The sequence below is a fragment of the Pontibacter coccineus genome (assembly GCF_030546575.1).
Lineage (GTDB): Bacteria > Bacteroidota > Bacteroidia > Cytophagales > Hymenobacteraceae > Pontibacter > Pontibacter coccineus.
The window spans coordinates 587,981-610,640 of record NZ_JAUOTN010000003.1 but is presented as its reverse complement, the minus strand read 5'-3'; the positions used below and the strand labels follow the sequence as shown (position 1 = coordinate 610,640).

Here is a 22,660-nt window from a genome sequence, read left to right as displayed (position 1 = left end):
TGTAAAAGTATCTAGGCCAGCAGTTTTTCTATCCAGTGCAGCAGCAGGTCCGGTTTGAAAAAGAAGACCAGCAGCGGCAGGGCGAAAAAAACCAGCAGCAGCTTATTTGACAGTGAAATAACTAAATTTTCGGCAGTTTGATTCCTTTTCAGGAAAAGGTGATACGGTATTTTGATATAGTAGAACAAAGCCACCCCGGTGAGCAGGATTCCCACCACGAGCAAGACCAAAAGCATCGGCTGCCCGGTGGCGGTATAGGCCTCCCACACATTGCTAAACACGAGCAGCTTGCCCATGAAGCCGGCCAGTGGCGGCAGCCCCGTCAGCGAGAGCAGAAAGAGCAGCGCCATGATGCCGGCAAAAGGTATACGAGGGCCCATTCCCTGAAAATCTTCGAGCGTGCGCACCTGCCAGTCTTCTTCGGCCATTTGCAGGAACAGGAACATGCCGAAGTTCATGAACAGCAGCACCGTCATATAAAAGAGCACGCTCGCGGTATAGTCGCTGCCAAAAGCCAGCAGAGCCATCAGCAGAAAACCCGCATGCGATACCGAAGAGAAAGCCATCAGGCGACGCGGAGTGCGCTGCCAGAGCGCGGTAAAGTTGCCGACGGCCAGCGTAGCCAATGCCGCTATACCTAAGAAGAGCTGCACATCCGAGAAAGCGCTGGCGATGGTTGGGTCGGCGAAGGCGGCCACGAAGCGCATGATCACAATGATGCCTGCCATTTTGGGCCCGGTGGAGAAAAGCGCCACAATCGGCATCGGTGCTCCCTGGTATACATCAGGCGTCCAGAAGTGAAAAGGAGCCGCTGATATTTTGAACAGAAAACCCGCAAACACCAATATAGCCGCTACGGTTACCATCAACGGACTGGCATCGAGCAGACTGCGCCAAAACGACACCAGGGTATAGTCCAGTGAGCCAGTCAGGCCATAGAAAAAGGACATACCGTAGAGCATCACACCGGCCGACAGTGTGCCGTAGAGCACATACTTCAGACCCGCCTCCACGGCTCTTTTTTCTTCTTTGAGGGTAAGCGTCAGGATGTAGGAGGCAATGGAAACGACCTCGATCGCCAGGAAAACCATCAGCAGGTTCACGGATTTGGCCATCAGGTTGAGGCCCAGCACCAGCATCAGGATCAGGGCATAATACTCACCCCGGCCTTCGCCCTGCTTGCGCTTTTCTATTTTCGGGTTTTGCAGAGAGAGCAGGATGGTAAAGATACCTGTCAGGCTGAAGAGTATACCTGCGTAGCGGGCAATGCCATCGGAACGCAACAGATTCAAAAACTGCACTTCCGCCACATGCCTGTCCAGCACCAGCAGCACCATCACCGAGAACAGCCCGGTGAGCGCCACCCAGGGCAGCAGCCGCTTCACTGTTTTTGATTTGAACAGATCGAGCGTGACCAGCAGCAGGAAAAAGAGGGCCAGCAGCAGTTCGGGCACCAGCGAGCCTGCTCCAGCTAAAATGCTGTCGATGGCCTGGGTGAGTTGTGCTGCCTGTTCTTCCACGTGTAGGTATAAGGTATAGTAGTGCTCCTGATGAAGCTTAAATCATCAGGGCAGATATTATTTGTGTAAAATCGCTTGCAAGATGTTGAGCTGTTCCTGTCCGTTGCGCAGCACCAGTTCCGTAAAACCCGTCACCGTCATACCTGTCTTGTCGAGGAGCAGATGCGGGAAGATGCCAAAAACAAAGGCCAGCACGGCCAGCGGCAACAGCATCAGGTACTCGCGAGAGGTTAGATCAGTGAGCCGGGCTTTTCCGCGCAACTCCGGGAAGATCCAGTACTTGCCGAAGAACATGCGCTGCAGCGCCCACAGGTAATAGGCCGCTGAAAGCAGCAAGCCGATCACCGCTACGATCGCCATCCAGCGCGGCAGCATACCGGTCGCTTCCGGTGCACTGAAACTACCCAGCAGCACCAGCAACTCGGCGATAAAGCCCGAGAAGCCCGGCAAACCAAGCGAGGCAAAAAAAGCTACGACGACAAAGGCGGTATAGGCCGGCATACGCTTGGCAAGCCCCCGGAAATTGAGGATCATGCGATCGTGCGCTCTATCGTAAATCACACCTACCACCAGGAAGAGCATAGCCGAGATCAAACCGTGGCTGAACATCATGTAAATAGCGCCATTCACCCCTTCATTCGTCAGCGAGGCCAGTCCCAGCAGCACAAAGCCCATGTGCGATACGGAGGAGTAGGCAATCAGCTTTTTGAGGTCGTTCATGGCCAGCGCACAGAGGGCTCCATAAATAATAGAGAGCACACCCAGCCCGCCGACGAAGGTCGAGAAGTAAGCGCCTGCATCCGGGAAAACCGGGTATACGATCCGGATCAGACCGTACCCGCCCACTTTCAGCAGGATAGCCGCCAGCAAAACGGAAATCGGCGTTGGCGCCTCTACGTGCGCATCCGGCAGCCAGGTATGCACCGGCACCGACGGCACTTTGATCAGGAAGCCCGCCAGTACCAGTAGGAAGGCCACAAAACGAATCGGAAGATCAAACAGGGAAACCCCTGAGAATACATGGAGCAGACTGCCCGGTATAAAGTTGGCCGGTTCCATCATAGCAGGGATGCTGAAGGTCCGCACCAAGTCGGCCTGGCTGATGGCACCCTGCTGCAGCATCTGTTGTACCTGCCGGATCAAATCCAGACTGGCCGGAACGCTCTGCCCGATCAGGCCCATTTGCTGCGCGGTCGCCTCCGGATCGATCACCGAGGTATAGAGCCCGATCATCACGATCAGGATAAAGAGCGAACCGATCAGGGTATAGATGAAGAACTTAAGGGCGGCGTACTCCCGTTTCGGACCACCCCACATACCGATGAGGAAGTACATCGGCAGAAGCATGAACTCGAAGAAGAGGTAGAACAAAAAGAAATCCAGCGCCAGGAAACAGCCCATCACGCTCGTGATGAGCAGCAGGTACAGCGAGAAATAGCCCTTTATGTTTTTGGTGATGTTCCAGGACGAGATGACACCGATCACCCCTATTATTCCTGTCAGCAGCACCATACCGATGCTCACGCCATCCACGCCCACAAAATACTCGATCTGGAAGCGCCCCAGACTGCCCAGCGAAAAGCCGATCCAGTCGAGCTTTTCCACAAACTGATAGCCTGTCTGTCCGTTTGCTACTGCTGTACCGTCAAAGCCCAGGTATAGCCACAGGGCCACGGCCAACTGCAGGAGCGTGCCGCCCAGCGTTACCGCTTTTATGCCCCGCTCCAGGCGCACCGGGAGCAGCAACACCACAAGCGCTGCCAGCAAGGGAAGAAAAATAAGGCTGGAAAGAGTATAATTCATCAATATGTTACGACACTATTTTACGACACAAGTATCCTGTATCAAGTAGCACGACCAAATGGGCGTGTACCTGCATGAGTAAAAAACTGTCCCTTTACCAGATCTATAAGTACTGGTGCGAATCTTCCGCATCTGCTCCGGAAGCCGGAAGAGCTTGGTTTTCCGGAAGGACCTTGGCTGATCCAAATTTGCTCCATTGGGCACAGCTGCAGGTATACCTTCTAATTTCACGTACCATCGCTCACCTGGCAATCCACTCAAGTCCGCACCTCACATCTGCAAATTGCCAAAACTTCACATTCAGTATGCACAGCTTCAAATCAGCATACTGATCGCGAAATTAACATCAATTCAGCATGATGTATAGTATTATCAGAATAAATCCGAAAAGGGAATAGGCGTAGTAAGACTGCACCTTGCCATTCTGGAGTCCGCGCCCGAAGCGGCCGAGCACTTTGGCCAGCGCCCCGATCAGCCACACACTGCCATCCACTACCCAGCTATCAAACCACTTCACGATCTTAGAGAACACCACCAGCCATTTGCTGGCATAGTCCAGGGTATAGTCAATCACGCGTTTGTCGAAACGGTAAAGCATGCGGGCCATCCGCAACACAGGGCGAACAAATACCTTGTCGTACGCATCATCCAAGTGATAATGATGGTAAGTGAGCAGTGCCAATGTACCGCGTGGCTGTTCCTGCAGCAGCGCCTCGCTGCTTTTGCCCCTATACCTGCCGATGGCCAGGGCTATACCTGTTATTCCCAGCAAAGCCGAGAGCAGCCCGATCACCAGGTGCGCCGTACCGTTGGCAGCATCCTGCAACGTCACGGCCTCGACCAGACTCCTGGCAAGCAAAGCGCCTTCCTGCGAAAGTTGATTCAAACTTACTCCCTGCATCACCCAGCTTCCGGCAAAGGACAGCGGGTTGAGCGAAAAGAAGATGCCCAGCGATAACACCGCCAACAAGGCAACAGGTATAAGCATCACCCGCTCCATCTCCTGACCAGCTGAGAGTCGCAGCGCCTTCACATTGAATGGCAGACGGAACGAACCGAAGAACATAAACCACAGATGTCGTCCCATGTAGTAGGCGGTGAGCAGTACCACCAGAAAACCGATTGCCGGCACGATAAAGTACAGGCTGTTTCCATGGGCCTGGCTCATTGTCTGCGCCCAGGCCCAGCTGCCCGAAAGAATGGCATCCTTGGAAAGAAAGCCTGAAAACAAGGGTAAACCGACCAGTGCGGCAGCAGCCAGCAGGTAGGTATAGAAGGTAAACGGCAGGGCCTTGCGCAGGCCACCCATGTTGCGGATATCCTGCGGATCGACCCCGGCAGGCTGGTGCGTATGGTGCAGCCCGCGGTGCATGGCGTGGATGATGATACCGGCGTTGAGGAAAAGGGCTGCTTTGAAGAAGGCATGCGTAGTGAGGTGGAAGAGCGAGGCATCGTGCGCGCCGGTGCCCATGCCCATTACCATATAACCCAGTTGTGAGATCGTGGAGAAGGCCAGCACGGCTTTGATGTCGTACTGCGTTAGCGCGGCCAGGGCGCCGAGTAATGCTGTGATGGCGCCAATGATGGCGATGACCGTGAGCGCATCTACCGTAAAGAAAGCATAGCAGCGTGCCACCAGGTATACGCCAGCCGCTACCATGGTGGCGGCGTGGATCAGCGAAGATACTGGCGTCGGGCCCTGCATGGCATCGGGTAGCCATACCTGCAGCGGGAACTGCGCCGACTTGCCCACACAGCCCATAAACAGGCCGAGCCCGGCGAGCGTCAGAAACAGCGGACTCAACTCTACAGACCAGAGTTGTCCCTGAAAGGTAAAGCCTGTCACAAAGGCTCCGTTCACCCATTCCCCTGCCCCCATCAAGGTGCGCAAGGCCTCCAGGTCGAACGTCCGGAAATAGGTATAGAAGGCAAACAGACCGAGCAGCAGCCCGATATCACCCACCCGGTTGACCAGAAAAGCTTTTTTGCTGGCCGCAATGGCAGCCGGACGCTCATACCAGAAGCCGATGAGCAGATAAGACGACAAGCCCACCAGTTCCCAAAACATAAAGAGCAGCAGCAGGTTGTCGACCAGCACAATGCCCAGCATGCTAAAAGTAAAGAGGCCCAGGTAGGCAAAGTAGCGGCTATACCCTTTATCACCGTGCATGTAGCCCACCGAAAAGAGCTGCACCAGCATGGAAATGAAGGTAACGATCACCAGCATCAGTACTGTCAGGTTATCGAGCAGTATACCTGCTGTGAAATCGGCTATGAAGCTGGAGGGCAAACTAAACCAGACGGTTCGGCTATGGTATACTTCCGTGTTCCAGGTTTGGGCAAAGAGGTAGATCGAGAGTGCGAAGGCGAGTCCGGTGGCGCCGATCCCCAGCCAGTCGCCCTGCCGGGGCAGCTTTTTGCCCGCCAGGTATAGCAGCACGAAAGCCAACAGCGGGAGCAGAAGCACTGCTAATGCCAGAGTGGTTTGGGGCGTGCCGGCCAGTGGTTCAAGAAGTGCGGAAAGCTCCAAAATATAGGCTGTCTATGGGGTTCGGTCTCAAAAAGAGGACACCCTGAGGTGTTCCTCAGTTTCAGGCTGCCAATTTACATATATTGTTGCAATAATATAGCGCCTGATGGCTCTGGCTAGCTATGTATACCCCATATTTTTCAATTTTTGCAAACAATCATAATTCTATTTCGTTCTGTATGGTATTGTACCATCTAAACAAAATAACAACTATGGACACACAAGATCTTAAAAGAGACGCACAGGATTTGAAAAACAAAGCTGACAGAATCAATCCCCAGCATAAGGAAGGACCTGTCGCTTCAGCTATCGAAGACTATACCTCCCGTATCCCATCCGATATATTTTTATGGGCTGCTTTGGGCTCTATGGCTGTTTCGGCGACCCTGAAGATTATGAAGAAAGACGAGGAAGCTTTATTCGTAGGCCAGTGGGCCCCTTCTTTCTTACTGCTGGGCAACTACAATAAGATGATCAAACTTGTAGGCTACCAAAGCGACAAGTAAGCAGCATCTGCTATAATCTCGTGACGAGAAACAGAAAGAGGGAGCGCAGGCTCCCTCTTTCTGTTACATTTTTATGGTCATTTCCCTGCTACCAAATACTGCCTGCTATTATCACCAAAATCAGATTTAATAACATCTTGTAAAGATAGTTCAAAAAGAATATTTTTTTTATCAAAATGCACCAATTACAGGTATAATTATCACTATATTTGCACCGGCTAAAAGTTGAAGGTTGCCTTACAGGCAATCCTTTGAAAAGCAGGGCTCCTCACAAGGGAGCCTTTGCTTTTTATACCCCATACCTGCCCCTGAAACACGCTTTTGACGGCCTTTCCTTAGGAGATAATTCCTTAAAATCGCTTTGCTAAAAATTCTAGACAGCCTCTGCAGTCGGCGCAGCGTTCAGGCCTTCGCCCGTCTGCATCGACTCACAGTATTTTTTCCGAAGATTTTGTACCCCATTCCAATCGATGACGTCTTCCTCACTGCTGAGAAGCGTCAGGTTTTCCTTTACAGAGATATCCGAAATAAACATTCGGTCCTGGTAAAGGCCGTTGGCATAGAAACGACAATAGGTACGGATTTCGTCCGCTTCTGTCAGTACAATCAAATCGCAAGTTTGCAGCTTGCTGGTAAATAGAGAGAATTCATCCATAAGAGGCAATAGGTAATCTGGAAGCAAGGGGCAGTGAGTTTGGACAATATGCCTACTCATGCGGAAGCCCGGCATGCTTATTAACTCTGAGCATACGACAGTGTTTCAGAAAGGTTTAAAATAAAACCTCCTTTTCGAAAATATTTTGACAAACCTGTCATCATCTCTTCATAAACGCTCCCAATTATCAGCCTGGCCCCGATTTTAGTTTATCTTCTTTTTCAAAAAAATAGTCCCTCCAACGATAAATCCCCGCTGCCGGAGGCCCTTCACTATGCTTTTTGCGATTAGGCTGATCTTCAACGTGTTAAGCAAAATTGCACTACTATTGACGGTATCGAAATAAAACAGCCAGGGCCCCTGCATAGCAGGGGCCCTGGCTGTTACTTTATAATCTGATAAGGCTGTTAAGCTTATCGAGTGGCATTTTACTTCTTACCTTGCTCGTTCGGCACCGGGAATCCACGGTCACGCATCAGCGCATCGATCTTGGCATCGCGGCCACGGAACATACGGTAGGCTTCAGCCGGATCCATGGAGTTGCGTGGTGCAAACAGATACTTCACCAGCTTGGCGGCAACGTCTTTGTCATAGAATCCGCCCGGCGCCTCTGTGAAGGCCTCAGAGGCATCCGAAGTCAGCACGTCGGCCCACATGTAACCATAGTAAGCGGTGGCATAGCCCTCGCCAGAGAACACGTGTCCGAAGTGCGGTGAGCGGTGACGCATCACAATCTCCTTCGGCATACCTAGTTTGGCAAGCGTTTCCTTCTCAAACTTGTCCGGATCTAGGTTGTTCGGGTCGGCCAGGTGGAAGTGCATGTCCATCAGGGCAGAAGCCAGGAACTCCGTTGTTTCGAAACCCTGGTTGAAAGTGGCCGCCTTCTTGATCTTGGCTACCAGCTCTTTCGGCATTGGCTCACCGGTCTTGTAGTGCTTCAGGAACTGGTTGATCACCTTGTCGGTAGACAGCCAGCGCTCCAGCAACTGCGACTGGAACTCGGTGTAGTCGCGCACGCCGCTGTTCAGCGTCGGGTACTTCACGTTAGAGGCCAGGAAGTGCAGCGCGTGGCCGAACTCGTGGAAGAAGGTAGTCGCGTCGTCCCACGACACCAGCACAGGCTCGCCCGGCGCAGGCTTCACAAAGTTGGAGTTGTTAGACGACAGCACGTTCTTCTTGCCATCGAACGTGGTGTGGGCACGGTAAGTAGTAGCCCAGGCACCGGAGCGCTTGCCCTGACGTGCGAACGGATCGAGGTACCAAAGGCCGATGTGCTCGCCGGTGGTCTTGTCCGTCACTTCCCATACCTTCACATCTTCCTGGAAAACGGGAACAGTTCCTTCCGGTACTGGTTTGAAGTTGAAGTTAAACAGCTCGCCTGCCGTAAAGAACATGGCCTGCGTCAGGTTGCCCAACTCGAGGTAGTTCTTTACTTCGTCAGAGTCGAGGTCGTACTTGTCTTTGCGCACTTTCTCGGCGTAGTAGCGGTAGTCCCAGGGCTCAATCGTGATCTTGGTCTTGCTCGTGGCGTTGGCCAGTTTCTGCATGTCGGCCACTTCTTCGCGGGCGCGGGCAGTAGCGGCAGGCCATACGGCCATCATCAGCTCCATCGCAGCCTCAGGCGTTTTGGCCATGCGGTCCTGCAGGCGCCACTCAGCATAGTTGTCGTATCCCATCAAGCCTACACGCTCTTTGCGCAGCTTCAGGATGTTGACGATGTTCTGCTTGTTGTCGTTGGCGTCGTTGTTGTCGCCGCGAGAGTAGTAGTTCTTCCATACCTGCTCGCGCAAGCCGCGCTCGTCCGAGTACGTCAGGAACTGGTCCATGGAAGAACGGGTGTTGGTAACGGCATACTGGCCCGGCTTGCCACGGTCTGCGGCAGCTTTGGCAGCGGCTTTCACAAACGACTCCGGCAAACCACTCAGCTGGTCTTTGGTGAAGTATACCACATACTTCTCCTCGTCAGCCAGGATGTTGTTGCCAAAAGCGGTGTACAGCGAAGAAAGCTCCTTGTTGATGGCAGCGTAGCGTTGCTTCTTTTCCGGGCTCAAATCAGCACCTTCCATGGCGAAGTTTTTGTAGATGAGTTCCACAACACGCTGCTGGTCAGCTGGCAGTGGGTTCTTCTGCGAGTTTTCGTACACGGTTTTGATGCGCTGGAAAAGCTTCTCGTTCTGAGATATCTTGGAGCTGAACTCAGATATCTTCGGAGCCAACTCCTTCTGGATTTCGCGGAACTCCGGCGTAGACATGTTGCTGCCCCAGATGCCGTAGTACGTGAACACACGGTTCAGTTCCTCGCCTGCTCTTTCCATCTGCTCGATCGTGTTCTCGAAGGTGGCAGGCTGCGGGTTGTTGGCAATCGCCTCGATCTCAGCCAGGTTAAGGGCCATGCCCTTTTCCATTGCCGGCTTCAGGTCGGCCAGGTTCATTTTATCGAAGGCGGGAACGCCCTGGTATGGGCCGCTCCACTCCTGCAGGAGCACATTGGTCTCTGCCTGCTTCTGCTCGGTGGCAGCTTGCGTGTCCTGGGTCTGTGGTGTTTGCACCGAGGTACAGCTTGCCAGCGCCAACAGGGCCACAAGGCCGGATACCTTTCCGGCCGATATGATCTGTTCTTTCATAGAATTTTAAAGTGAATGAGAAATTTCAGCACAAGATACAAAAAATAGGCCAAAGACCCCACCAAGCAATTTTGAGGCCGCCTGCTATACCTGAAGTGGCACCTGCATACGTTCCTAAAGTATCCTTCCGGCGGGGCGGCAAAAACGAGGAGCCGCACGTATAGGAAAGACAGTATACCTCTTTTTACATGCAAGATTCCCCCATCAAAGACAAAAACGCTTTACGTAAGCTTTACGAATCTGTTCTGCCCGAACTGGCGCAGCACATCCACCAGCACCTGGCGGACGTTATCCCGCTTTTTCATGACTTCAAACTAGAGAAACTGGTAGACACCTGGACGCGCGAACCGGGCTCCGACGCCACCACCGAGATCAGCCTCGAAAAAGGAAACGTCAACCAGATGGGTCTGCGCCTGCGCCTGGAAGGCTTTCAGCGGGTGGGTGCTGACAACTTCGACCTGACCAAAGACCTGCTTTTCAGACTGGACCGTAACTTTTACACCATCGGTCCGGATCAGGACAACGTATGGCTGGAGAAGGCCTACCTGCAAAACTGGGACAATGCGGACTACGAACTCGTGGCCGAGAAGTGGACTGAGCAATTGATAGACGACCTGACCCAGCGACTGGAAAAATTCACGCGATGACAAGACACTCCCGCTTCCCCGGCTCCGCTTTGCTGCTTGCCCTGCTGACAACCGTTTGCCTGAGCAGCTGCCACGCCTGCCAGGCCCAGCAGCCAACCACGGCAGCGCAGGACAGCTATACCTACAAAGCCCCCACATCCGGAGGCACCGGCAAGGTATACATGGGCCGGGAGATCGCCGCTATTATGTCGGCGACCGGCAGCAACTGGCTGGACCGCGACACCCGGCAGGAGGAAGAGAATTCTACCCGGACAATCGAAAATATGAACCTGCAACCGAATACCGTGGTCGCCGACATTGGAGCCGGCACGGGTTTCTATACCTTCCAGCTAGCCCCAAGGGTACCGAAGGGCAAGGTATACGCAGTGGAGGTGCAGGATCGGTTTATCAAATCGCTGGAGTCTCGCCGGGATAAAGTAGGGGCTAACCATGTAACAATTGTTAAGGGAGATAGTCTGCAAGTGAACCTGCCGGCGCAGACGATTGACATTGCCCTGATGGTGGACGTCTACCATGAACTGGCTTATCCAAAAGAGATTCTTAAGTCAATCCACCAGGCTTTAAAGACAGACGGCAAACTCCTGCTACTCGAGTACAAGGCCGAAGACCCCGATGTGCGCATCAGGGAGCTGCACAAGATGACGAAGGAGCAGATCAAAAAAGAGCTGGAGGCCAACGGCTTTCGCCTGCAACGCCAGGAGGATTTCCTACCGATTCAGCATTTTATGCTCTTTGAGAAGGTGGAGGAGTCTGGTGGCTGAAGGCTGTTGTGGGTTTTACAGCGCTCCTATACCTTAACCTACCGGATAAATCTTTCGAAATCTGCACCTCAAATCATAACAACTTACGTAGTATAAGGTATAGTTGTAAAAATTGGAGTTTATGCATACAACCACATTCAAATTTGAGGAGGGAAGTCCGTATGTGGGGAGTCACCGCCCTGTCGGACTGGAAATTCATGAGCGATTGATGTGGCAGGTAAGACGTCTGCATCGGGAGGACATGCAAAAGGCTGGCTGGGAGTTGATCATTTACACGCCTATACCTGCCTACCTGGAAAAGCCCGCCACCATCGAAGTGTACTGGGATTACGACAACCCTGAGGAGTCCTGCAGTGATTAATACAGCATCTACACCCGAATACCCTTACCACAGCCCGAGTCTCAGCTTTTTTAACACCCACACCCTGGCCGGGAGGTTGGAGATGATATGGGCGCATGGGACCTTTCTGGCCGAAAGGGGCCGCCGTGGCTACCGCATACAACTGTATGATATGGGCGATTTCTTTGCGGAGGTATGGAGTAACCCCGAATCCCACATCGTCGGACTGATCAGGGGGCTGGCTTCCAAGCGTGCCCTGGAGCCCTACACGAACAAGATCGACCTGTGGGATATGATGTGCTGGTAAAGATTTATATGCTATTTTTGAAGCGTGAATTCTGTCAAGCTCAGCTCCTATTGCCGCCTTTACGCTTTTTCGGATTACCGCAGCATGAAAACGGCCCTCCCCTACTTGCGCCAGGTAGTGCTCGCCAAAGCGCTGACCGAAGTGGAAGAGGCTGAGGCCCGGCGTGTGGTGATGCGCGTGCCAGGCAGCGGGTTCCAGAACTATCTTCGGCCACTGGGCGGTCGGCAAACCAAAGCGACAGGTATAGCCTCTCTGGTTACCGCGCTTCAGCTACTCTACAAACAGAACGGCTTCTCGGCCAGGTATATCGTGGTGGAGCGGGGTTAACGTCTACTATAGGTGCACCAAAAGTTTTGTAATCCTTCGTAACAATTCGTTAACGGCAAACTCTTGCGGGAGCAATGATTAATCGTAATATTGCAATCATAAAACCGATACTGGATACCAGGCTGGCTTCAGAGTACATATATAAATGCTAGTTTGCCAGGCCTGACACAGTCCAGTAGTAATCCCGACAACCATGACCCGGATAGCCCTTTTCAGCGATATACACGCCAACCTGCCTGCTTTGGAGGCCTTCTTTGCAGATGTGGAGGCCCGCAAGCCTGACTTTATTTACTGCCTCGGCGACCTGGTGGGGTATAACGTCTGGCCAAACGAGGTGATCGACGAAATCCGCAAACGCAACATTCCGACCATAGCGGGTAATTACGACTTTGGCATCGGCCGGGAGAGCGACGACTGCGGTTGTGCCTACAAAACGGAGGAGGAAAAAGCCAACGGCGCCGTTTCAATCGCTTTTACCAACAAGATCATCGGGTCTGCGCAGCGCCGCTACCTGCGCACCTTACCTGCCCATATTAAAGTAGAGTTTCAGCTGAATAACGACAAGCTGAACTTGCTGCTGGTGCACGGCAGTCCGCGCAGAATCAACGAGTACTTGTTTGAAGATCGTGACGAGAAGAGCCTGCTGCGCATCATGAAAGACGCGGACGCCGATATCATGTGCTTCGGCCACACACACAAACCCTACCACCGCATCCTCGACAACAGCGAAGGAGAGCAGTTCTATTTCCGGCATGCCATCAACATCGGCTCGGTGGGCAAGCCCAAAGACGCCGACAACCGCGGCGGCTATGTGATGCTGATCATTGACGAGCAGAGTTCGGTGCTGGACAAAGACAGTATAGGGGTGGAGTTCATCCGTTTCGCGTATGACTTCGAGAAGGCCGCCAGTGCCGTTGAGGAATCCGAATTGCCAGATGCCTATGCGGATAATTTGCGCAAAGGCTGCTAAAACCAAGCAATTAGGGGGTAAATGATTTGCTTACCGCGAAACCCGGGACAGGGATTTGGCTGAAGATCAGTGGCATGTTTTTTTGCAGAGCTTGATGCTGTGGAGTGCTGAACCGGCCTGCTTAAAAAATGACCGTGAAGGTAGTGCCCTTGTGCACCACGCTGTCAACCTTGATTTCTCCCTGCACGTTGTCCACCATCCTTTTCACGATGTAAAGGCCAATGCCGCTGCCCTCTACATGGCTGTGAACACGCCCGAACATGGTAAAAATACTTTCCTGCTTATCCGCCGGTATACCTAGTCCGTTGTCCTGCACCGACAGGTAGGACCTGCCGTCACACTTCTCCAGCTTAATCGTGATTTCGGGGGCTCTCTCGGGCGAGCGGTATTTGATGGCGTTGCTGATCAGGTTGCCGATGATGCTCTTGAAGTTCTTCTTCGAGAAGCCAATCACCTGCCGGGGCTGGGTGCTTATGTCAAGCTGGGCACCGGATTTTAAAATTAAACTCTGCAGATCCTGTTTCACAGCCTCCACCACCTCAAACAAATCGAGCTCCTCTGTCTTTTCTTCGGCGCTTCCCTTGTCAATCTCTACCAGCGTGGTCAGGTCTTTAATGGTAGTGGAAAACCGCTTGAGCGAGGACTTTATCAGATGCGTGATGTGCTTGATCTCTGCCCGGTCTAAGTTTTCTCTTGAAACAGAGTCCGAGAGCTCCTCTATAAGCCCGGCAATATTGGCTACAGGCGATTTCAAATCATGTGAGGCGGTATAGACAAAGTTGCCGAGGTCGAAATTGGCACTGGCCAGGCCTTCGTTCTCCTGCTTCAGTTCGGCAGCAATCTTATGGCTGTGCTCCAGCAGGTCTCTGCTCTGAAGATGAAAGGCTATCAGCTCTGCGAACAGTTTAAAGGTGTTGACTACCTTTGAGTTATTCAAAGAAGCTGGCTTGGAATCGATGGCGCAGAGCGTCCCAAAAAAGTCGCCGTTTTTAAGGATGATAGGTATAGAGATGTAACTCTGGAGTCCGTAAATACGGGGCGTATGGTGGTCTTTGTAAAGCGGGTCTTCTGCCACATGATCGATCACGATCGGGTTGCGGTGCGCTCTTATCTCGTTGCAGAGCGTTGTCCCGATCTGCAGTTCTCCACCCGCTTCCAGGCCAAAGTTCACTTCGTCGCGCACGCTGCATGCCAGCCATTTGTCTTCTGTTACGCGTGCAATGGCCGCAAACCCCATTCCGGTGGTCTGGCATATAACTTCGAGCATGGTAGGTACGATGGGAATCTGCCTGATGGCCTCCAGGTCTTTCAACAGCTCGTCTTGGGTTTCAATCATTTGAGAGGGTGTCTTTTCAGAGTCGCATCGTCATGCTATCTGTAAGCTACTGTTCATTGTATGTTTAAACATAATAAAAAAAGTATAAAAAATAAAATTCACGCCACGAAAGATGGTCAGTGGCACTTCTCACCTGGTCTGACATAATTGCCCGGCTGCCAGTGAGCAGAACAGCCAGGCAACATGTCATCCCCTTAGCGGGTAATCTGTCCCCGGATTTCTCCGTTAGGGTACTGGTCGCTGTGGATGTTAATGTACCACTCGCCGGCCAGCAACTCTGCCTCCTGCGCAGCTGTGAGTGGCGAAGTGGATCTTGTCATCGGGCTCGTGTAAGGATTGGCGCTCGAATAGGGGTCATTGCTGGTACCCGGGTTAATCGGCACTGTAATCGGACCGTCTACTCCCACTCCGCCCTTGTGAAAGTGCATGGCAGTCGGCGTGATCCCCTGGAAAGTGACGGTGTAGTTCATCACTTTGGTATCCATGTTGTAAGTACCCTTGAAGGTGCCCGTCGCCTGGGTAGTGACAGCCGGCACCTCGTTGACACCGGTCAGTGCCACTTCGTTGAGGGTCACGATCTCATCGCCAGGTATCACGGTGTTGTCATCGTCGTCGTCATTACAGGCGGTAAGCATGCATGACAGGCTCAGCAGCGCGCCGAGCAGTATTCCGAAATTGATTCGATACGTTTTCATTTTAGTTAAAAATTAAGGAGAACTGATTCATAAAGTTAAAGCATAGAGATTCTTCCTGACACAGCCCTGGCCGTGTCATGTCGTGGTGTGTTAAGCCTCCATAAAAATTTGACGGTGTTATCTCAATGTAAAGCCGGCTGTAAAAAACACTCCTGCACTGGTGAGCTTCACACGCCCTTCGCCAATACTTGCTAGCGGTATTTTGACGAATGGCTCTGCTCCGATCGTGATGGCAGGAGACAGTTGACGCGTATATCCTACAGACAGATTCTGTATCCCGAACCAGTGCCTGTTCTCGTTAGAGAATTCCTGGGTTTTACGGTAGGGCTCTCTTGCAGGGTAGTAGTAGGTATAGGTATATTCCTCATTGAGCATCAGGTAGCTGGAGAGCCCCGACTGTACGGTGAGCATGTTCCTGCCCCAGCCCAGCACCTGGTACTGCAGGTTAACGGGTATATCCAACACCTTGCATTGGGCAGCAATCACATCCGGTTGCCGCTTTCCGTCCCAATAGTCGGGCGAGGGCTTGTAGTTTTCAGGTGTGGCCTTGTAGAGTTTGTTCGCCCATACCGCACCCGACACCAGCCGCAGCCTGTTGGTGATGGGCACACTCAGCAGCACTCCCGCATTGGCACTCACCGCATCCGGATCTTTAAATAGCACGGTTGTGATGTCCGGTGCCGCCACCAGCGTCACGGTGATATGGCGCAGGAACATCCGCTCCCGCTGCTCCCCTGACTGGCTGCTGTCGGCAGGTAGTGGCGCATGTACAGGCAGAGGCAGCACCGCTACCTGCCGGGCTATACCTGCAACCGACTCTGGCGCAACATGTCGAGTCTCTGGCAGAACTGTCGCTACTGTCTGCAGCGGCTCCTCTACGGTAGCGGCCCTGTTGGCCGGTATAGCAGCCCTAGGTATAGCAGTGCGCGCAGGTATAGCGCTCCGCCCCCGTTCAGTTTTCTGTGCTAATCGGGCTTCGGAACCTGGCTGCACGGCAGGGTATGGCGCAGCAGCGGGCGAAGCGGGCTCCGGCAAGGGGGTATGCACTGCTGGCTTGGTGTGGTCAGGTATAGCAGTGACTGCCGGAGCTTCTCTCCGTCCCTGTTCCGCAGGTATAACAACGTTTTCCCGAAGTGGTGCTTCTCTATCCATCAACTTCCAGACAAGGCCCACGGTCACGAGCAAGGCCAGCAGCACGAGGGGCAGGGAGCGTTTTATACCTGCCCAGCCGCTCTGCTCCCCGTTCAGCTTCCGCTCCATCGCCTTCCACGCCTCCTCATCGAAGGGAGGGTCGTATTGCCCAGCTGATTTCCTGAACAGCCGGTCCAGCTCCTCGTCAGACATATTGTTTGCGCTCATCGATTTTGCTTCTTTGTAATGACTCCCGCAAATTTGCCCGCGCCTTGGCCAGGTTCGACTTCGACGTGCCCACTGCTATACCCAGCGTTTCCGCTACCTCTTCGTGGGTATAGCCATCGATGGCATACAGGTTGAAGACAGCCCGGTAGGCAGGTGACAGTTGCTGCACCAGTGAGATCAGGTACTCGTAGTTGAGCTGCTGCTCCACATCAAACGGATCAGACGCCGGCGCTGCTTTGTCGATGTCCTGCAGGTGATAGTTCTTCAGATTATGCCGGTAGTTGTCCAGCGCAGTGTTGATCATGATCCGCCGCAACCAGCCTTTGAACGGCTTGGGCTGATGGTACTGATCTAGCCTGGTGAACACCTTCATAAACCCGTCGTTCAGCACATCTTTCGCTTCTTCAGCGTCCTGCGAGTAGCGAATGCATACACTCATGGCATATCCGTAGAAGAGCCGGTAAAGCTCTCTCTGCGCTCCGCGGTCCTGTTTCAGACACTGGCGTAGCAGCTCATCCAATACTTCGCCTTCTGTTTTGCTCACTGTTCCAGAATTTGCGTACCCATCACGGACTATCTTCTGAAAGGGTTGCCTCAGGATTGAAAAATAATCAGGATACCATACCTCTGTTTTACGTTTATAAAACATTGTTAATCAAGGCGCAACACAAATAAACACAGGAAATCAGCAGAGAACGAAGCGGGCCAGCTATTCTATTGGCATAAAAAAATCCCTGCAGCCTTTCAGTTGCAGGGATGGTGTGCTCTGGGGAGCGCTTAGTTCTATCTTTAAGGAAGCACGGCTATACCTGCAGCAGGTAGGCCCTGACCAGGGCGATGACGGCGACAAGCAGAAAAATGGTATTCAGCACATAGCTGGCATGGGCTTTCTTGGTCAGGCCGTAAAAGATCAGGAACAGGCACCCGACAATGTTCATACCCAGGTATTCTACCGACTGCCCGTGTGTGAGCCCCAGGCTGTTCAGGCTGAAGGCCAAAAGCGAAAAGAGCGCCCCCGCCCAACCAACTGCCTCTCCCATGTATTTGCGTAGTATGGCCATCGTTTATTCCACATTAAATTGATGCATGCAAAGTAAACAGGTGCAAATGGGCTAAAAAATGCTTTTATTCGCTTGACTAATGCAAAAAACGAATCACAGCGAATGGAGCTACAGCAGATCAGGTATTTTTTGGCACTGGCGCAGGAGCTGCACTTCTGGAACACGGCCGAGCGCATGTTCATCACGCAGTCTGCCCTCAGCCGGCAGATCAAAGCCCTGGAAAACGAACTGGGTGTGCAGCTGTTTGAGCGAAACAAGCGGAGCGTGAAGCTGACCGAGGCCGGGGCCTTCCTGCGCGAGCAGTGGACGCCGCTGCTTGATGAGATAAACCGGGTGCACCTGCAGGCGCGCAAAATACATGAGGGCGCGTTCGGCACCGTTCGGATCGGCTACCCGGGTTCTATCGCCTATGGTTTCATGCCGGATCTGATCACCGGCATTTCCAAAGCGCTGCCCGAGCTGAAGGTGGACCTGGTGGAGCCGACCGACATCAGCTTTGAGCAGTTGCTCCTCAGCTACCAGATGGACATCGCCTTCCGGCGCGATCCCGCCGAAAACCCGGCTTTGCAGTCGGAGTGGCTTTACTCGGAGCCTTATGCATTGGTCGTGCCCCAAAGCCACCGCCTAACCGAGCAGAACTTCACAGGGATGCACGATCTGGAGAATGACAAGTTCATCTTGTCGAACCTGGCGCAAACGACCTACTATACTGCAGGCCTTCGCCAGATCTTCGAAGACTACCGCATCACGCCGGACGTGCGCATCGAAACCGACTTCGGGGGCATGGTGCTCGGGCTGGTGTCCAAGGGTCTGGGCGTGACGATTCTGCCTTACTCCTATTCGTTCGGCAACCTGCCCAATGTACGCTTCATCACCCTGCCCTATAACACCAACCTGTATGTGACCTGGCGGAGAAGCGACAACAGCCCTGTGTTGAAAAACATACTGAAGCTGGTGTCGGAAACGGCTGCCCGGTATGCTGCCAAAGGGAGCTAGGGCTTAATGTGCTACCTTCTCGGCTGGTTTCCTGAATAACTTTTTGCCTAAGTTGATCACCTGCGCGATGACAGCACCTAGCAGTAACCCACCCAGGGCCAGCACCAGCACTTTTATGAACCAGGCAAGGGCTGGTATATCAGCAAAGGGACCTTCCAGCACTTCCAGCGGGAGGTGCAAGCCGTGCGCAATGATCTCAGCGCCCACCCACAGCATGGCAGCTGTGCCCACATACCCTAGTATCACCAGGAATTTCGGCATGGACTTCACGATGCTGCGCCCGATCTTTTGGGTAGTCGGGTGAAATTTATCCTGGGCCATGTGCACGCCTATGTCATCGGCTTTCACGATCAGGGCCACGAAACCATACACGGCAACAGTAATGAAGATCGCGACCGTAAACAGCACCACGATCTGGTTCAACAAGGGGCTATCGGCCACGGTAGCATAGGCGATGGCCATAATCTCTGCCGAGAGGATAAAGTCTGTGCGCACGGCACTGCCCACCCGCTCTTTCTCCAGTTCCTCCGGGGTAATTACCTTCATGTCCTCAGTCGGCGCATCCGTAGGTTCGTGGCTTTTGCTGAACATGGAGTGCACCTTTTCATAGCCCTCGAAGCACAGATAGGCACCGCCCAGCATCAGGATGTAAGGTATAACCGCCGGTGCAAAGTAGCCGAGCACCAGCGCGGCCGGCCCCAGAAAAATGGCTTTGTTGATAATTGACTTTTTGGCGATCTGGAAGATGATGGAGAGTTCGCGTTTCGGATCGAGGCCCACCACATACTTCGGTGTCACGGCTGTATCGTCGATCACGATGCCGGACACTTTGCCGGTCGTTTTTGCTACCTGCGTCGGTACGTCATCCAGGGTTGCCGCGCTGACTTTCACCAGTGCCGCCACATCATCCAATAGTGCGAGTAGTCCTGTCGCCATTCGTTTTGTTTTAGTTTGGATTTTGTTTGTCCCACTCCTTTTTTTAGACAAAGTGAAAACAAGGTTTAAATATAAAGAAATCAGATTGCAATCAAAGGTACTTAGTACGTTCGAAATTTTAAATGGTATGGTTTGGGTGTAGAAAAGGAGGCTTTTGGAAGCTTAAGCTGCAGCGCGTTCATTCCTTTATAACTCATAATTAGAAATCCTGCAAAAAATAATTTTGCAGGATTTCTAATTATGAGGTTTAGCTGGAGCTGGCTATTTACTTTAAAACCGGAAAAGAGAGTTTTGTCTACCACCAACTTTGTCGCCAAAGTTGCGGATGTTGTAGGTAAAAGTAAGCATGCCGTGCCGGGTTAGCATTTCGGTCTGATAATCCTCAATCAGGTTTTCTCTTATAAACCTGTTGGCTGAAATATTCTGGTCTAACAGATCATAAACCGATAGTTTCAGTTGGGCACGGTCGTTTTTCATGAACAGGAACGTAACCCCTGCGTTCAGCCTGCCATAGCTGTTCTGCAGGCCCGGAGCCACGTTGGAATTATACCAGTAATCGAAAGTAGCTTCCCAAACAATTCTTTTCGGCATTCGCACCACTATCTCCGATTTGGAAGTTCGGGTGCTCATACTTAAATTATTAAAGGCATTATTTTCGTACGTACTCCGTCTGTGGTTCAAATCAAAAGATTGGCTCAATTCCAGCTTATCATCCAGATTCATCCTGGCCTCCATTCTAGGTCTGAAACTCCAGCTCTGGCTGAAGTTTTGAGAACCGTTTAACAATAGAAGTGATCTATCATAGTTAACCTGCATGTTGGCTCCGATCGAGAACTTATTCTTGTCATACTTAAAGTCCTTCATCAAACCTCCACTTCCACTCAGCATCCAGTTACCGTCTGTGTTAACAGGTCTGCTAGTCTGCACACCGTTTTCATCAATTGTTCGGGCTCTGGTTATGAAATTGTTTCGGACAGAGACGTACACGTTACCATTATAGTTGATAGATTTCTTATTGTCGAATTTTCTGTAGTTCATGCTAAGCGTATTGGCTACCGTGGGCTTTAGGGATGGGTTCCCATAAGAAATAAACAGCGGATTTGTATTATCCACTACGGGTTGCAGGTGGGTTGCCGAGGGCTCCTGCAGATTTACATTGTAGCTTAAATTAAATTGCTTCCAGTTGACATTGAGGTTAGGAAATACATAATAGTAGTTCTGTTTAATGTCGGGGATAATCTGAAACCTGTTGTTGATGTTTAATGCAGTAAAGCGGAGACCAGGCTGAAGCGTTACATCCTTAATCTTCCATTTAAGGCCTGAGGTAAGATAATTTCGCCATCCCCTTCTATCGAGTCCGTTCGACAGCCCCGGTACAATCGTATCATACGCTCCGGTTTCGGGATCTGCCAGGTACGTGGCTAACACATTGTCATTGTTAAAATACTCTGAATTTAGCGTGAAGGTAGCACTTACTGCCTCATTGAGAGGCTCTGTGTACGAGAGCGTATTGTATACCTCAAAATCGTTCTGATCGGTATTTCGCAACTGATTGAGTAGAGTTGCTGTTGGGTCGGGCTGGTAAAAGATGTTTTCCGCTTCGTTAATTTGGTCCTGTAAAGAAGCATACTGGTTCATTCTGTTGAATAGTGTCAGTCGCCTTCCTTTCTTTTCGAAGCTGCGTTCGAAACTAAGGATGTTGCCAAAGCCCATGCCCTCTCCGCTTATATTTTCTTCATTGGTACTTTCATTCAGTCGGTTTCCGTTGTTCCGGAAGGTGTTCGTATAAGCGTTTTGGTTAGCGTTCTGGTAAGAGAATTGAACACTTGGATTTATACTTAAGGTAGTAAGGGGGCCGAGCTTCCATTCTATCTTTCCGCCAATTCGGTGGCTTTCGCTTCTGCTGATTTGCTTTCTGTTTCTACGGCTGTTGAGGGTGTCACTTTTCAGAAACTGCTCTGAATTGACCACCTGGTTCAGATCTTCTCTGCTGTCGCCAAAAAAGTACTGCAGGTTCACTTTGGTACCCCGCTTTGTTACCGTGTTGAAGTTGGCGCCCCCACCCGAAGACTGTTGTATACCCTGGCCCATACCTCCAAAAGAAATTCCGTTAACCCTGATTCCTCCCTCACTCGTAATCCCAATACTGTTAAAGCCGCTACGGGCAAAACCTCCTATTCTCCTGATATCGGCAAAGTCAAAACCGGCCCTGTTAAGGTTATTGGAGTACCCAATTATACTGACCTGCGAGGTGTCGCGGAACATATTGACAATACCCCCTACTTCATATCTTTCTTTTGTGCCCGCACCGCCATAAACTTTGCCGAAGGCCCCTTTCTTGATTCCCTTTTTAAAGGTCAGGTTAATTACCTGCGGAATTTCCATAAAAGGCATATCGGGGTCGCGGCGTAGCGCTTCCGGGTCGTTCATTACCTGTACTTTGTCGATCACATTTGCCGGCAGGTTGCGTGTGGCTATTTTAGGGTCGCTGCCAAAGAACTCTTTACCATCTACGAGTATCTTCTGTACTGACTTGCCATACACCATGATGTTACCCTCCTGATCGACCGTAACACCTGGCAATTTGCGTAACAGGTCTTCCACTAGCGCGGTGGGCAGGGTTTTGAAAGAGGAGGCATTAAATTCAAGTGTGTCGTTCCTTACCAGAACCGGGGGAGTTTCAGCTACAATCAGCACCTCATGAAGCAGGTTAGACGACTGTTCCATGTTGATGACACCAAGGTCGAGCGATGTCTGGTCCGGTGTGAGCTTGAATTCCTTTCTGTATACTTTAAAGCCCATCATGGTAATTACTACCCGGAGCTGATTGTCCAGCGGAAGACCAGGGACACGGAAGCTGCCTTTCTCGTCGCTCATCCTGTATGTTACCATTACAGTGTCTGCAGCTGTATACACAGCGACTGTGGCGTAAGGGAGAGCTCCTTTGGATGTTTCATCAAGGAGTATGCCTTTCAACTCCCCTTTCTGACTTTGGGCCTTCAGTTCCGGAATAAAAAACGAGAACAGGAACAGACCTGAGAGCAGCATGTATTTCATAGAGAATAGGTTAAGTTTGCTTTGCAGGCAGACAGGAAATCTGCATACAAACTTTACCGCAGATCTATTGACAACCTAAATAGTACTACAAAATACATATACTTTATATATATTAAAAATAAGATATTGGTGCTTCACTTTTTTGGACTGGGTATATTGAAGTTTTTTAACGCGCAAAGGTTGTCAATTACAGGTATAGAGGTTGTTTTCAAGTATACATCTGATCCGGA

General features: G+C 51.7%; 20 protein-coding genes. 8 read left to right on the top strand and 12 right to left on the bottom strand.

Translation table 11 applies throughout. The features are described from left to right. Positions 1–11: 11 nt before the first annotated feature. From Q4E40_RS09765 to nuoL, 3 genes are all read right to left on the bottom strand, one after another. Entirely contained in the window at positions 12–1,520 is a 1,509-nt protein-coding gene (locus Q4E40_RS09765) for an NADH-quinone oxidoreductase subunit N (RefSeq protein ID WP_303411818.1), read from the bottom strand. A gap of 57 nt (positions 1,521–1,577) precedes the next feature. After that, positions 1,578–3,323: a complex I subunit 4 family protein gene (locus tag Q4E40_RS09760; RefSeq protein ID WP_303411817.1), complete on the bottom strand. Its 1,746-nt coding sequence runs from the start codon at positions 3,321–3,323 to the stop codon at positions 1,578–1,580. 346 nt (positions 3,324–3,669) lie between these two features. Further along, positions 3,670–5,853, bottom strand: coding sequence for an NADH-quinone oxidoreductase subunit L (nuoL, locus tag Q4E40_RS09755; protein ID WP_303411815.1), 2,184 nt, complete (start codon positions 5,851–5,853; stop codon positions 3,670–3,672). 212 nt (positions 5,854–6,065) lie between these two features. Here nuoL and Q4E40_RS09750 point away from each other — a divergent pair, with 212 nt between their 5' ends. Continuing rightward, entirely contained in the window at positions 6,066–6,359 is a 294-nt protein-coding gene (locus Q4E40_RS09750) for a hypothetical protein (RefSeq protein ID WP_303411813.1), read from the top strand. A gap of 373 nt (positions 6,360–6,732) precedes the next feature. On the opposite strand, the gene Q4E40_RS09745 is transcribed toward Q4E40_RS09750, so the two are convergent. Together Q4E40_RS09745 and Q4E40_RS09740 are read right to left on the bottom strand one after the other, a co-directional pair. Continuing rightward, complete coding sequence (locus Q4E40_RS09745; protein ID WP_303411811.1) at positions 6,733–6,969, bottom strand: hypothetical protein; 237 nt, start codon at positions 6,967–6,969, stop codon at positions 6,733–6,735. A gap of 473 nt (positions 6,970–7,442) precedes the next feature. Next, positions 7,443–9,638 (bottom strand): M3 family metallopeptidase, encoded by a 2,196-nt coding sequence (locus Q4E40_RS09740; RefSeq protein ID WP_303411810.1) that lies wholly within the window; start codon positions 9,636–9,638, stop codon positions 7,443–7,445. 188 nt (positions 9,639–9,826) lie between these two features. On the opposite strand from Q4E40_RS09740, the gene Q4E40_RS09735 reads away from it, so the two are divergent. The 6 genes from Q4E40_RS09735 to Q4E40_RS09710 all read left to right on the top strand — a co-directional run bounded on the left by Q4E40_RS09735 (position 9,827) and on the right by Q4E40_RS09710 (position 12,990). Then, positions 9,827–10,285 (top strand): hypothetical protein, encoded by a 459-nt coding sequence (locus Q4E40_RS09735; RefSeq protein ID WP_303411808.1) that lies wholly within the window; start codon positions 9,827–9,829, stop codon positions 10,283–10,285. Then, on the top strand, positions 10,282–11,046 hold the full coding sequence (locus tag Q4E40_RS09730; RefSeq protein ID WP_303411806.1) for a class I SAM-dependent methyltransferase: 765 nt from the start codon (positions 10,282–10,284) through the stop codon (positions 11,044–11,046). Before Q4E40_RS09735 ends, Q4E40_RS09730 begins: the two co-directional genes overlap by 4 nt. A gap of 121 nt (positions 11,047–11,167) precedes the next feature. Continuing rightward, positions 11,168–11,407, top strand: a complete 240-nt coding sequence (locus Q4E40_RS09725; RefSeq protein WP_303411805.1) for a hypothetical protein — start codon at positions 11,168–11,170, stop codon at positions 11,405–11,407. Next, positions 11,400–11,693, top strand: a complete 294-nt coding sequence (locus tag Q4E40_RS09720; RefSeq protein ID WP_303411803.1) for a hypothetical protein — start codon at positions 11,400–11,402, stop codon at positions 11,691–11,693. Before Q4E40_RS09725 ends, Q4E40_RS09720 begins: the two co-directional genes overlap by 8 nt. Before the next feature lie 84 nt (positions 11,694–11,777). Further along, entirely contained in the window at positions 11,778–12,020 is a 243-nt protein-coding gene (locus tag Q4E40_RS09715) for a hypothetical protein (RefSeq protein ID WP_303411802.1), read from the top strand. A gap of 193 nt (positions 12,021–12,213) precedes the next feature. Continuing rightward, complete coding sequence (locus Q4E40_RS09710) at positions 12,214–12,990, top strand: metallophosphoesterase family protein (protein WP_303411801.1); 777 nt, start codon at positions 12,214–12,216, stop codon at positions 12,988–12,990. Positions 12,991–13,111: 121 nt separating this feature from the next. On the opposite strand, the gene Q4E40_RS09705 is transcribed toward Q4E40_RS09710, so the two are convergent. The 5 genes from Q4E40_RS09705 to Q4E40_RS09685 form a co-directional block, all read right to left on the bottom strand. Continuing rightward, positions 13,112–14,326 (bottom strand): sensor histidine kinase, encoded by a 1,215-nt coding sequence (locus Q4E40_RS09705; RefSeq protein ID WP_303411799.1) that lies wholly within the window; start codon positions 14,324–14,326, stop codon positions 13,112–13,114. A gap of 194 nt (positions 14,327–14,520) precedes the next feature. Beyond that, positions 14,521–15,021, bottom strand: coding sequence for a CHRD domain-containing protein (locus tag Q4E40_RS09700; RefSeq protein WP_303411798.1), 501 nt, complete (start codon positions 15,019–15,021; stop codon positions 14,521–14,523). A gap of 117 nt (positions 15,022–15,138) precedes the next feature. Beyond that, positions 15,139–16,380, bottom strand: coding sequence for a hypothetical protein (locus tag Q4E40_RS09695; RefSeq protein ID WP_303411796.1), 1,242 nt, complete (start codon positions 16,378–16,380; stop codon positions 15,139–15,141). After that, the gene (locus Q4E40_RS09690; RefSeq protein WP_303411794.1) at positions 16,358–16,924 is read right to left on the bottom strand and encodes an RNA polymerase sigma factor; all 567 of its coding nucleotides are present in this window, start codon (positions 16,922–16,924) and stop codon (positions 16,358–16,360) included. The genes Q4E40_RS09695 and Q4E40_RS09690 overlap by 23 nt, the downstream gene beginning before the upstream one ends. 259 nt (positions 16,925–17,183) lie before the next feature. Beyond that, the gene (locus Q4E40_RS09685) at positions 17,184–17,441 is read right to left on the bottom strand and encodes a CBU_0592 family membrane protein (protein WP_303411793.1); all 258 of its coding nucleotides are present in this window, start codon (positions 17,439–17,441) and stop codon (positions 17,184–17,186) included. 102 nt (positions 17,442–17,543) lie between these two features. Here Q4E40_RS09685 and Q4E40_RS09680 point away from each other — a divergent pair, with 102 nt between their 5' ends. Beyond that, entirely contained in the window at positions 17,544–18,437 is an 894-nt protein-coding gene (locus tag Q4E40_RS09680; RefSeq protein WP_303411791.1) for a LysR family transcriptional regulator, read from the top strand. A 3-nt stretch (positions 18,438–18,440) separates the two neighbouring features. Here the strand turns inward: Q4E40_RS09680 and Q4E40_RS09675 are convergent, their stop codons facing one another. Continuing rightward, on the bottom strand, positions 18,441–19,373 hold the full coding sequence (locus Q4E40_RS09675) for a DUF808 domain-containing protein (protein ID WP_303411789.1): 933 nt from the start codon (positions 19,371–19,373) through the stop codon (positions 18,441–18,443). A gap of 270 nt (positions 19,374–19,643) precedes the next feature. Then, on the bottom strand, positions 19,644–22,430 hold the full coding sequence (locus tag Q4E40_RS09670) for an outer membrane beta-barrel protein (protein WP_303411787.1): 2,787 nt from the start codon (positions 22,428–22,430) through the stop codon (positions 19,644–19,646). Between the last annotated feature and the right edge of the window lie 230 nt (positions 22,431–22,660).

What these genes read in the sequence shown, in the direction of transcription:
- Q4E40_RS09695 (WP_303411796.1), bottom strand. Translation starts at nt 16,380, where the DNA reads ATGAGCGCAAACAATATGTCTGACGAGGAGCTGGACCGGCTGTTCAGG.
- Q4E40_RS09730 (WP_303411806.1), top strand. Translation starts at nt 10,282, where the DNA reads ATGACAAGACACTCCCGCTTCCCCGGCTCCGCTTTGCTGCTTGCCCTG.
- Q4E40_RS09670 (WP_303411787.1), bottom strand. Translation starts at nt 22,430, where the DNA reads ATGAAATACATGCTGCTCTCAGGTCTGTTCCTGTTCTCGTTTTTTATT.
- Q4E40_RS09715 (WP_303411802.1), top strand. Translation starts at nt 11,778, where the DNA reads ATGAAAACGGCCCTCCCCTACTTGCGCCAGGTAGTGCTCGCCAAAGCG.
- Q4E40_RS09705 (WP_303411799.1), bottom strand. Translation starts at nt 14,326, where the DNA reads ATGATTGAAACCCAAGACGAGCTGTTGAAAGACCTGGAGGCCATCAGG.
- Q4E40_RS09735 (WP_303411808.1), top strand. Translation starts at nt 9,827, where the DNA reads ATGCAAGATTCCCCCATCAAAGACAAAAACGCTTTACGTAAGCTTTAC.
- Q4E40_RS09740 (WP_303411810.1), bottom strand. Translation starts at nt 9,638, where the DNA reads ATGAAAGAACAGATCATATCGGCCGGAAAGGTATCCGGCCTTGTGGCC.
- Q4E40_RS09710 (WP_303411801.1), top strand. Translation starts at nt 12,214, where the DNA reads ATGACCCGGATAGCCCTTTTCAGCGATATACACGCCAACCTGCCTGCT.
- Q4E40_RS09685 (WP_303411793.1), bottom strand. Translation starts at nt 17,441, where the DNA reads ATGGCCATACTACGCAAATACATGGGAGAGGCAGTTGGTTGGGCGGGG.
- Q4E40_RS09675 (WP_303411789.1), bottom strand. Translation starts at nt 19,373, where the DNA reads ATGGCGACAGGACTACTCGCACTATTGGATGATGTGGCGGCACTGGTG.
- Q4E40_RS09725 (WP_303411805.1), top strand. Translation starts at nt 11,168, where the DNA reads ATGCATACAACCACATTCAAATTTGAGGAGGGAAGTCCGTATGTGGGG.
- Q4E40_RS09750 (WP_303411813.1), top strand. Translation starts at nt 6,066, where the DNA reads ATGGACACACAAGATCTTAAAAGAGACGCACAGGATTTGAAAAACAAA.
- Q4E40_RS09760 (WP_303411817.1), bottom strand. Translation starts at nt 3,323, where the DNA reads ATGAATTATACTCTTTCCAGCCTTATTTTTCTTCCCTTGCTGGCAGCG.
- Q4E40_RS09680 (WP_303411791.1), top strand. Translation starts at nt 17,544, where the DNA reads ATGGAGCTACAGCAGATCAGGTATTTTTTGGCACTGGCGCAGGAGCTG.
- Q4E40_RS09700 (WP_303411798.1), bottom strand. Translation starts at nt 15,021, where the DNA reads ATGAAAACGTATCGAATCAATTTCGGAATACTGCTCGGCGCGCTGCTG.